The organism is Mesorhizobium sp. M0571 (assembly GCF_040320985.1).
GTDB lineage: Bacteria > Pseudomonadota > Alphaproteobacteria > Rhizobiales > Rhizobiaceae > Mesorhizobium.
Map to the genome: position 1 here is coordinate 1 of NZ_JAMYQT010000096.1, position 10,187 is coordinate 10,187.

Genomic DNA, 10,187 nt, shown 5'->3' on the forward strand with positions numbered 1-10,187 from the left:
CATGGCGCGCGGCGAAACCTATCAGGCGCGTCATGCTCCGAACCTTGCAGCGTAAGTTGCGCAGAAGACGAGACACTGAAGCAGAAATCAGATCGAGCCGATCAATCGGCTCCATGAGGTTGTAAGAGCGACGCGATGTGATGGCGAGACGGTCAGGCCGGGAACAGGGACAACCCATGCGATGTCGGAGGCATCATAGCCTGCAAAGCAGATTGGGACCCAGTTCGCCGACCCCATCAGGGCCAGCAGCTTCGAACGGCTGCATGAACAGGCGGACAGAAGACTGCACCCGACCAATGCGCCAGAACAACGAATTACCTCTTGCAATACGGGAGCCATCCACAGAGGACATCGCTGGTGCCGACGCCATGAGCGGTGCTGCGCCATGACCCGATATTGCAGAATCGAGCTTAGGCTCTTGTCGTCAGGGTAGAGAGCTGGTCAGTGTCGTAACGGTTCCGCAAGTCTGCAAGCGCTTTCGGATCCGGAGAGCCGTGTGCAGCGAGCCTGGCAAGCTCTTCAAAATAGTGCTCGTGTCCAGGCGGAGAGACGGTCATCAGCACCCGCGCCGGCTCTTCGCTGACATTGGTGATGTTGTGCGGAACGCCCGGTGGAATGAACAGGTAGGTGCCCGCGGTCGCGCGGATCGTCTTGTCCCCAACATGGAGCTGACCGGTTCGGTTGCTCCCGGCGGCATGCGTAGCGCCGGCACCGATTCCACCGCACAGGCATCCGATGCCCAGGACGAAAGGATTGCACGCTTCTCCTGGACGTCCAGCGTCGCGTCAGTCAGCACGTCCTGAGGTCGCTCGAAATGCCGTGCTGGATGGAGCAACCGGTCAAGAAAAACATCAGGACCCTCGGGCCCGATTGGGGGAAAACTCGTCGAAATGGCTCCTTCCATCGATGGTCCTCCGCTTTGAATAGTCTCCTTTGTTGATGTCATCTTTGGTGGCTCTCGCGATTTTCACCAGCCGAAATTTTGGAGAGTTTCGAGCAAATTTCAATGGCCCGACAAGGCCAAATCCTCGCAGTTCAGCCCACGATCAACATTTTTTCGAACCGGTGAAACAATCGGCGTGAATGTCAGTTGTTGCGTCTGGGAAAAGTCGCGCGGCAGCGCCAGGGCGGTCGGGCAGGAGAATCAATCATGTCTTACATTGCCAGGAAGCGACTGAGCATGGGCCTCGTCGCAGGAATCTTGATGCTCTCGGCTGGCGGCTTTGCTCCGGTTTCAGCACAGGAAATCCCGAACGACTTCAGCGCAATCCTGCGTCAGAAGCTGCCGGCCGTGGTCGCGATCACGACGAGGCAGATCATCCAGGACCAAACGATGCTCGACGATTTTCTCAACCCCTTCGACAGCCGCGGGCCTGCCCAGCCGCAGGTGCGAGAAGCTCTCGGCTCCGGCTTCGTGGTCAGTCCGGAGGGCTACATCGTCACCAACAATCATGTCGTGGCCGACTCCACCGAAATCCACGTCGTATTCTCCGATAAGGAGACTTCGCGCGCGCGACTTGTGGGCCGCGATCCAGCAACCGACATCGCGGTGCTGAAGGTCGATCCACGCCCCAACATGACGACCACCGCCTGGGGTGACTCTGACGCAATGCAGCCGGGGGCCTGGACGATCGCGATTGGCAGTCCCTTCGGGCTCGGGGGAACCGTGACCGTCGGCGTTCTTTCCGCCCGCTCGCGCGACATCCAAGCCGGCCCTTACGACGATTTTCTCCAGACAGACGCCTCGATCAATAGAGGCAATTCCGGCGGCCCCCTGTTTAACGCGCGCGGCGAAGTGATCGGGGTCAATACGGCCATCGTCTCTCCGTTTGGCGGCAGCATAGGCATCGGTTTCGCCGTGCCGTCCCGAACCGCACGGAGCGTCGCCGATCAGCTGATCCGCACCGGCCGGATCGAGCGCGGGTTCATCGGAGTGCGTCTCCAGGAGGTGACGCCGTCGCTTGCCCAGGCGCTTGACATATCGAGCACCAAGGGAGCGCTGGTCGCCTCGGTCGAGCCCGGCAGTCCGGCAGAGAAGGCCGGCTTGCAATCGGGGGATGTGATCACCCGGTTCAACGGCAAGGACATTCAGGGCGTCCATGACTTGACGTTGGCGGCAGCTAACGAAAAGCCGGGGTCGAAAGCCACGCTGACAAGGAACCGCGGCGGCTCCCAGCAGGAGGTGGAACTGACCCTCGGTCAACGCAAGGACGAGGAGGTACAGACCGGTGCCGTTCCGAGTCCGGAAGCGGCGGACCAACGCCTCGGGCTGTCGCTCAGCACCATTCCGGACGAAGCGCGCCAGCAACTCGGTCTGCAGCCGGGTACCACCGGCGTGTTTATCCAGGAAGTGGCGCCGAATAGCCCCGCCGCCGAGAACGGCCTTCGACCTGGCGACGTGATTGTCTCGGCCAACAACCGGGATGTGGCACAGCCGTCAGATATCCAGGAGGAGTGGGCAAGATCCCGGCAGCAGCACAAGCCCATTCTGTTGCGCATAAACAGGCAAGGACAATCGCTCTTCATTGCCCTAGCTGCTTCCTGACGTAGCGTGCGTCGAAACCAAAAATGTGGCAAAGTTTCCGTTCCGTATCCGAAAGAACGGAATCAGGTCGCCGGAGCCCAAACATCACTCCAGCCGCCTCCTCCCATCTCGCGCGCGGCAAAAAGCAGCCAGCCGGCCGTGGCTCCCATCATCGTCCGCACTTGAGCAGCTCGTGCCGAGCCCGTGTCAATTTTGACGCACTCCGTTCCTATATAGCGTGATAGAAGACCTTCGCCGCGTTGGCGATGATGAAGACCGGCCTTGCCGGAACCGCGCAGCGAGCGCCCTTCCCGAAGACGCCATATGACCACATCTCGCACGGTCATTGTTGAGACGGCAGCGTCAAAGTTCGCCGCATCAGTTGCAACGAGTTCTGGAAAATCAGGCCGGACTTGATGCCAGCGAATGATAACGTCAGGTCGGCTCGCCGTGTTCTGCATCGCTCGTTGTCGATGGGTGGCGATCATAATCGATGGGCGGGGCAACATAACTTCGGCCTCGGCTCTGCCGAACTCCCTGCCGATTTGGAATGCCGCTGAAAGCTGTCTCATGAACGGAGGGCTGCACGTATTTTGGAGGCATCGTTGGATCTTCCCGCTTTCATTTAGTCGACAATAGCTGGTCCGCTTGGAACGGCAGTCCGTCACCGTTCAAAAGCCACCCGTCGAGGCGGCCCTTTCATTAGGAACCCCTCCACATGACCAAACCCACCCCAACGCGCCGCGGCGCCAACACCGACGTGCGTGCGACCGTGAAGCGGCAGCACCTGCAGGTTCAACACTGGCTTTCGCAGGCGATGCCGTCTTTGTCGCGGTCTAGCTTGCGGCCCCAAGAGCAGTTGGCTGGGTACCAACTTGCTTCATCGCACGAGCTGATTTGGGAACAGGTGCGCCGCGGCTCGCATGAATAGCCGCTTTGTGCGACCTGATGGCGGTTGAAGCCAAGCGGCTGGTTAGAAAGCGGCCGGTTGTCGGCATGCGCTAGACGCCACACCCAAGGCGCCTGAAAAGTTCCGGCCCACAGACCGAGCTTTGCCGCCTCTGCCTTCGCCTGCTGCCCCGCATAGGCGCCGTGGCTGTAGAGGGGCCAGTCCAGTGCCAAGCCCTGCTCGACAAGCCAGCGCTGAACGCTACGACCGTCCGCCCGATCGCAGTTCCCGACAAGACGCCCGTACCGATCACGATCGACAAAACTGCAATGCAGCGGTCGCGAAGCTGCCAGGAACTTGTCCAAGGCTTGGGCAGCGCGGCGCCCGCATGGGTAGTCAAAGCCTTTGGCGTCGTCGCAGTGCTGACGGCTCTCGGGCGCGTCGATGCCATTGAAACGAATCCTTTGGCCTGCAATCTCTACTCATCGATCACCGAGGCGCGGCCTTCCATGTGGCCAGGCAATGGTTCTGTCCAGTTTGTTATCGTGCTCTGTTGGCCGGCGGTGCTCTGGATCGCGAATTGGGTGACTGCGGCGGCAAGCCTGCCGGCGCCGAGGAAGATCAGCCCCAAGAGGGGTCGCGGCAGCCGCCGTGACGGCATTCTTCTGCCGGCGCGCCTTCGCCAGCGGTCAGCCTGATTGGCGCCTTGATAACGGTGGCCTTTGCCCACGCCCGCTCTCCCGGAAGAGAGAATGCCGCCATTCCGGGCGAGAGTCCAGAAGCTGCACTAGCCGGTCGGCAACTGGTCAACGCGGGGGGCACCGGCTCAGCCTTTCAACCGTCTCAACTATGGCCTTCGCAAGCGGGCATCAAGGTCCGCGTGAAGCACCTCCGGGGCGAGGAAGACCTTCGGCACGCCTCGCTGCAGGATTTTTGGGATGAAGACTAGAACGCCGTTTGTGTCTCCAAGACGCGACAACGCAAAGTTCACCGGCCCGGCCAAGCGCCGACTATTTGACAAGCGCGCAAATGGCGTATGCTGTCAGCGTCCAAGCTGTTGGGGACGTAGCGGCTACATGCGCTTGTGCTACCCACCCTGGAGCTGGGGAAGTAACCGGCAAGCTCCTAGAAATTAGAGCATTTGAATTTGACGCGCTGGCACCGCCACCTATGACGACTTTTGGCTTGGGACACCAAGCCTGTGCGGATTTGTCTGGGCTTGTATCACTCGCGCTTGCATACTGGGTGATTTCCCAACCGCCGACGCCGTCCTTCCCCGCCGGACCCTCAGCCCCCATTGCACCTCTAGGTCCCTGCTTGCCGGGAAGACCTTGTGGACCGACAGGCCCTTGGGGCCCTGGGGGGCCTGCCGTTGTGCAACCTGCAAGGAGGGCGACGCATACTAGAGCGGTAATAATTCTCATGACCACCTCCCCGGTTTCCCGGTGAGTTGACGACAAAAAACATTCGCCAAATCAACCGAATGTACCACCACGCGATTGTCGTGAATAGGAACGCGATCGGCGGCTAACGGAACGTCGCATATGCGCCGTGACGACGGGCGGCCAGCAATCGTAGCGTAGAGTGTTGACGCGCCTTCCTTGCCGTTGAAGCTCTCGATGAAGCCGTATCCGGCATGATGTTCTTGGTGCCATCGTTTGTTCGGTACGTCAGGTTCGTTAAGCTTGGCGCATCCGGGCCACGGGGCACCGGGAGCACGCAAGTGCGGGCAGGCCGGCGTATGCAGATGAACTGCGAGTTCGAGCACATTATCTGGCCGCCCCTACGACTCGCCCGGATGCGCTGCGAGTGCGGATCCGTATTTGTCGTGTTGCCCGCTCGCTCCCTGTTCGTGACCAACGATGGAGGGAACCGTGCGTATTATCGGCATGGACATACACCGCGTAACCGCCGAGGTCGTGTCGTTGCTTGATGGCGAGATCGTCAAGCTCGGCCGCGTTCAAATGCTGCGCAATAAGCTCGAGGAGTTCGCCAGGAAGGAACTCACCCACGATGATCATGTGGTGATCGAGGCGACAGGCAATGCTGCTGCCGTCGCTGAAGTGCTGTCGCCCTACGTCCATCGGATCGTGATCGCCAATCCCAAGCAGGTGCACATGATCGCGCACGCGAAGGTGAAGACTGACACGATCGACGCACTGTCCTTGCGAAGCTCTACGCCTCGGGCTTTCTGCCGGAGGTCTGGGTTCCGGATCCGGGGACCCTTGCCCTCCGAAGACAGGTCACCAGGCGGACACAGCTGGTTCGCCAGCGTTCGCGGCTGAAGAACCTGATCCAGTCAATCCTCCACGCCCACCTGATCCCGCCGTGTCCGCATAGGAACCTCGTCGGGATCAGCGGGCGCAAATGGCTGACGAGGCAAATATTGCCTGCGGATGAGCGCGCCGCCATCGAGCGCCACCTCGGCTTGATTAACCAGATCAACGAGGCGTTGACGGTGGTCGAGGCGGATATAGCCGTACATGCCCTTCAGGATCCGACAATCCGCCGCCTGATGACGTTGCCCGGCCTCGACGTCACCGTGGCTGCGAGCGTTGCCGCGGCATCGGCGACATACGGCGCTTCAGCGATCCACAGAAGCTCGTTGACTATCTTGGCCTCAATCCGAGCGTGCGGCAGTCCGGTGAGGGGCCAGCCTATGACGGGCGCATCACGAAGCAGGGCCGCGGCCATGCGCGGGGGATGCTGGTCGAGGCGGCATGGGCGGCTGTGCGATCGCCAGGACCTCTTCGCGCCTCCCACAAGCGGATCGCCTCGCGCCGCGGGAAGCACATCGCGGCCGTCGCCACTGCGCGCAAGCTTGCAATGATCATCTGGCACATGCTGAGCAAGGATACCGCAAAAAAGCCTCGGCGCTGGGTCGTTGCGCCGAGGCTTTGGGCACGTACAAGCTACACCAACATGTCCGTTTATAAACGTGCGCTAATAATGTAAAAAACGGTGAACCACGCACAGGCGGAAGGGCGCACGCTCAAAGCTGGGGTGAAGCGGCAATATCAGTCATGACAAGTTGCGCACCCTGATTGTTCCACCTAGCTTTCGACCGAACGAGGGGACGAGGATGTCGGCTGTGTTGATTTGGCAAGATGATGTACTCCGTCACCGCTCATGCCGATGAAGGGAGGCTCGAACCGCAAATCTCGAAATGTCTAGTGATGGCCACTGGGACCCCGCACATTCGGGGATTCGAAGCTGATTTTCAGGTGGTGCTAAGCAAGGCCGGCAAGGTGGAGACGATCACCGTTATGCTAGGTATGCTCATACATCGCGCTTTGCTCTGAGTGGCGGCCCAGCAGCTTGGGTTAGGGGGGCCGCTGGGCCTGACCAGCGAGCGTTCGGGAATGCTCGACTGGCCGGTTAGTATTTTAGATAAATCTAATATAATCGAACCATGCGAACGAAGTACGCGGCGGTAAGAAAGTGGCTGGCGTCCGATTCACTTACCGCGCGGTTTTGCCTTGGGTTCTGGCGAGCTTTCGGAGGGGTTTGCAGCCAATTTTGCAGATCGCCGATCTGTTACCCACAGGGACTTTTTCCTCGCCACCAAATCGTCACGATCGCCCTCAGCGGTCGCTCGGCTATGCATCGCAGCTATGGCGTAGTCGGCTCTGTTGGTTCGATAGTCTTCTTTTTGGACAGTCATCGTTTGCTCCCAGTTTCATAGCCCCTCTTTTTGCCCTGGCGGGGAGATTAACTGCCGGTGCATTACGCGAGTCAATCGATTAAACGACCACTCCGCAGTCGCGAGGGCGGGAAGCAAGCCGACAATTTCAACGTTGGAACGGCTTACAGAGTGCCGGCAACACAGCCGCCCTTTCGTCGGGCTGCGTTGATCGCGTCCATGTTGCCCTTCAGCTCGCCGATCTTGGCTTCACGTACCTTGATGTCTGTGTTGTCCATCATGCTGCCAACCGGCAAGCCAAGCCAAAACACGCCGTCCACATCATGGCGGGCGGTTCTGTCTTGTATGGCCATGATCGGCGCGAGGTCGGAACTCGTTCGGTAAAGTTCGGCTTCCAACTGGCTGCAGGACTTCCCCGCGTATACGCTGGACAAACCAGCATTGGGCTTGATGTCGGCTGGGCGAGTAGCGCAGCCCGACAAAACGCTGATGGCTACAAACGCACATAAACTTGATTCATGCTTCCCCCCAAAATGCCCGCGGCTAGCAGGCGCTGAGGGCAGGACGAAGTCTATTTGCCTTGACGGCATTCGGAATATATTCCTATTTTGCGGGATGCCGCACCCTCGCCGACACGAAGCCGTTTCCGAATATCACCTCGCCAAAATTGAACGATAGGCGTGGCTTCTGGCGGTAGAACTCCGCGACGCGCAGTTGTCGCTCAAGCCATTTGGCGAGCATTGGGAAGCGATCGACCATCTGCATCGGGACATAAAGCGGGCGCTCAATCTGCTTAACAATAGGCCGGCGGACTACGAAGAACCACATTTCGCGCCTATGTCGCGAGGGTGAAGAACTAGCCTGTCAGTTTAGTGAAGTCGTGGCGCCGCGCGCGAACATGTGCCAGCAAATTCGTTTCGTTTACGACCCCTGATTGAAAGAGATTCAGCGTGGTCGAGGCCAGAATCTGACCGTCTATCGGGGTGCTGTACCATTTGGCGTCGGCGGTTACCTGGTCGACAACCCGCTGGCAGATCGCCCGATCTTTAGGTCTAAGGAACTGACTTTTCGGTGCTCGTAGCATCTCGACGCCTTGAAACGGGGAGTCACTGTCTCCCGCGCGATACCCATGCGTGGTCTCCGAGCATGGACCCTAAACGCATTCAGACGGAAAATTGCCATTCGTTTGAGTGGTACCGATGTCGCGTGGATAAGTGGCGGTCCGCGAGCTAATCCACCATGTCGCGCAGCGGCTTCTTGCGCTTTGGCGTCCTGTACTTCTCGACCAGCCTGACCTTGTCGATGTCGATCGTCACCAGTGGTCCCAGATCGACGGTCACCCTGCCGCCTTCCTCGTCTACGCGCGTGATCTCTCCGGTAAGCTCGATCTGCTGCCCCTTCTTCACCTTGATATGATCGATGATCGAATGCGGAAAGCTATAGCTCGGAATCGAGACGTTTACGCAGTGCTGAATGACCCGTTTGCGAAGGCGGCCGGGATCGCCACCTCGTCACGAATGGAAATTCCGCGCGCCGTTCCATGAGTCTGGTGCGCTCGGTGCCTTACTCAAGATATTGCTAATTATGGATGAGCCTGCTTCCTCCAATCGATGGATGAAGCCGATCGTGGGCCGGTGCTATTTTGATGCATCGCGCGACTTACCCGACAAGAGCTGGCTCCAGGGGCAAAATATGAGCAAGACGACTCTCATTGCTATCGCAATCCTCGCGATCAGTGTCGGCTGTGCCGAAGCCAAGGACCGTAAGGTCGAAACCGCGACGCTCGGCACGTACGCCAATTCGAAGAACCTGCCGGTTTGTACCGCGTCAAGCTCACCCTTCGAAGTCCTCGGTGATGAATGTTTTCTCGTCACAGGTTCGGTGATCTATGGCGACATCGCCGAACTCTCCCGGACAATCACTTTGAGTTGGTAGCCTAACCAACAACCTCCCAGCGCGGCCTCCATTCTCCGGTATGAAGTTGTTGCGTCGCAGGGGCTGCCTTCGCCCAGATATCGACCCAGTCTTCGCGCGTCGCCAATACCGGCGCAATCCCCAGTCACCACGGGCCTCTCCAAAATTCTTATGCCGTCCGCACCTGCGGTCGAGCGTGTCGCGCCAACACAGCAGCGCCTCTGCATCGTTTGGGCAACCCAACGCATAGCTTCCGGTCCGGAAACTCGCTTACGCGTCTCATCGTCCATTCGGCAGCGGAAAATTAGGCCGATTTGGCAGTGCTCAGAATCGCGTAGCTGTCCTGCGATCCGCTCGGAGAGGATGGCGAGTGGTTGCGGCAACTGCGCCTCAAGCTGGCTGGCGACCGCCGTCTGCAGCGCGCTGCTGCGGAGCAGCGCTGACGCTGCGTTCGTCCGGACCGTCGCAAGACCGCTTGATTGTATCCGGCCTGGAGACAGACAAACGCCGGCGCAATCTCACCCTGAAACCAAAAGACAATATCGATGACCTCCAACAGCTATGCTCCCAAGGGTTCAAGCGCCTGCAAACATTCACCATGCCAATTTCGCCCGCTTCGATAATGACGGCGCCATCAATTTCATGGCGCAAGCCGCTTCATGAACCGGCTAGAAGACCCCACCCCAAAAGCCGCTGATCGATTTGAGCCGCAGTAACGAAGTCTAACCGGGTTCCCAGTACAAGAAGCTCAAACCGCGCAAGACCGCTGATCGATACGGCCACGATCTTCAACGGTCTTGCCCAATGGAAGCCGCCCCAATGGAAATCACCACGAACGGCCATACGACTAGCCATCTGATGACGTCACGGCGCTATGCGCCTCTCTTCTGGACGCAGTTCCTTTCCGCCTTCAACGACAATTTCCTCAAGAACACGCTGGTGTTCCTTATTCTGTTCACCCTGGCGGCGGACAAGCACTTGCATGGCGGATTGAAGCGTCGTCATGCGTATCCTAGTCCCTTCATGCGCTGATAGGGTCCGCTCCCACTGCTCGCACAATGGCGTGTCCACAGCCGGTATCAGGGCTGTTAGTGATCTTCACACGCGCACCAATGTAAGCGCCACGCCGCTCCCCTCGTGCGGGGCATGAGGTGAATGTGCGAAGAATCCTCCCGATCGCGAGAGACGGAGGGCCTACGTGGGAGCAGACGGCAAAA

At 59.3% G+C, this 10,187-nt stretch carries 9 protein-coding genes and 3 pseudogenes; 5 read left to right on the forward strand and 7 right to left on the reverse strand.

Annotated features, from left to right (window positions below; genetic code table 11):
- Nucleotides 1–410: 410 nt before the first annotated feature.
- Nucleotides 411–665 (reverse strand): annotated as a pseudogene (locus NKI85_RS36585) (cupin domain-containing protein); the annotation flags it as partial.
- Between the two features lie 2 nt (nt 666–667).
- Nucleotides 668–904: pseudogene (locus NKI85_RS36590) on the reverse strand (hypothetical protein); the annotation flags it as partial.
- 246 nt (nt 905–1,150) lie between these two features.
- On the opposite strand from NKI85_RS36590, the gene NKI85_RS36595 reads away from it, so the two are divergent.
- The gene (locus tag NKI85_RS36595) at nt 1,151–2,545 is read left to right on the forward strand and encodes a Do family serine endopeptidase (RefSeq protein WP_352496424.1); all 1,395 of its coding nucleotides are present in this window, start codon (nt 1,151–1,153) and stop codon (nt 2,543–2,545) included.
- A gap of 62 nt (nt 2,546–2,607) precedes the next feature.
- Here NKI85_RS36595 and NKI85_RS36600 read toward each other — a convergent pair whose 3' ends face one another.
- Entirely contained in the window at nt 2,608–3,096 is a 489-nt protein-coding gene (locus NKI85_RS36600) for a hypothetical protein (protein WP_156937504.1), read from the reverse strand.
- A 223-nt stretch (nt 3,097–3,319) separates the two neighbouring features.
- Nucleotides 3,320–3,889: a thermonuclease family protein gene (locus tag NKI85_RS36605; RefSeq protein WP_352780687.1), complete on the reverse strand. Its 570-nt coding sequence runs from the start codon at nt 3,887–3,889 to the stop codon at nt 3,320–3,322.
- Between NKI85_RS36605 and NKI85_RS36610 the strand changes: the two genes are divergently transcribed.
- Nucleotides 3,782–4,111, forward strand: a complete 330-nt coding sequence (locus NKI85_RS36610; protein ID WP_352780676.1) for a hypothetical protein — start codon at nt 3,782–3,784, stop codon at nt 4,109–4,111. The two genes, NKI85_RS36605 and NKI85_RS36610, sit on opposite strands and share 108 nt — an antisense overlap.
- Before the next feature lie 1,176 nt (nt 4,112–5,287).
- Nucleotides 5,288–6,266 (forward strand): annotated as a pseudogene (locus tag NKI85_RS36615) (IS110 family RNA-guided transposase); the annotation flags it as partial.
- A gap of 954 nt (nt 6,267–7,220) precedes the next feature.
- Here the strand turns inward: NKI85_RS36615 and NKI85_RS36620 are convergent.
- The 3 genes from NKI85_RS36620 to NKI85_RS36630 form a co-directional block, all read right to left on the reverse strand.
- Nucleotides 7,221–7,454, reverse strand: coding sequence for a hypothetical protein (locus NKI85_RS36620; protein ID WP_352780679.1), 234 nt, complete (start codon nt 7,452–7,454; stop codon nt 7,221–7,223).
- Nucleotides 7,455–7,659: 205 nt separating this feature from the next.
- On the reverse strand, nt 7,660–7,884 hold the full coding sequence (locus tag NKI85_RS36625; protein ID WP_023680684.1) for a hypothetical protein: 225 nt from the start codon (nt 7,882–7,884) through the stop codon (nt 7,660–7,662).
- 401 nt (nt 7,885–8,285) lie between these two features.
- Nucleotides 8,286–8,462, reverse strand: coding sequence for a hypothetical protein (locus tag NKI85_RS36630; RefSeq protein WP_023680685.1), 177 nt, complete (start codon nt 8,460–8,462; stop codon nt 8,286–8,288).
- 67 nt (nt 8,463–8,529) lie between these two features.
- On the opposite strand from NKI85_RS36630, the gene NKI85_RS36635 reads away from it, so the two are divergent.
- Both NKI85_RS36635 and NKI85_RS36640 read left to right on the forward strand, forming a co-directional pair.
- The gene (locus tag NKI85_RS36635) at nt 8,530–8,991 is read left to right on the forward strand and encodes a hypothetical protein (protein ID WP_352780681.1); all 462 of its coding nucleotides are present in this window, start codon (nt 8,530–8,532) and stop codon (nt 8,989–8,991) included.
- Nucleotides 8,992–9,789: 798 nt separating this feature from the next.
- A complete protein-coding gene (locus NKI85_RS36640) occupies nt 9,790–10,002 on the forward strand; it encodes a hypothetical protein (RefSeq protein WP_352780684.1) in 213 nt (70 codons plus the stop codon).
- The last annotated feature ends 185 nt before the right edge of the window (nt 10,003–10,187 follow it).

Bases quoted from the DNA above. Each gene is read 5' to 3' on its own strand.
- NKI85_RS36595 (WP_352496424.1), top strand. From the start codon at position 1,151: ATGTCTTACATTGCCAGGAAGCGACTGAGCATGGGCCTCGTCGCAGGA.
- NKI85_RS36635 (WP_352780681.1), top strand. From the start codon at position 8,530: ATGACCCGTTTGCGAAGGCGGCCGGGATCGCCACCTCGTCACGAATGG.
- NKI85_RS36640 (WP_352780684.1), top strand. From the start codon at position 9,790: ATGGAAATCACCACGAACGGCCATACGACTAGCCATCTGATGACGTCA.
- NKI85_RS36625 (WP_023680684.1), bottom strand. From the start codon at position 7,884: ATGTGGTTCTTCGTAGTCCGCCGGCCTATTGTTAAGCAGATTGAGCGC.
- NKI85_RS36600 (WP_156937504.1), bottom strand. From the start codon at position 3,096: ATGAGACAGCTTTCAGCGGCATTCCAAATCGGCAGGGAGTTCGGCAGA.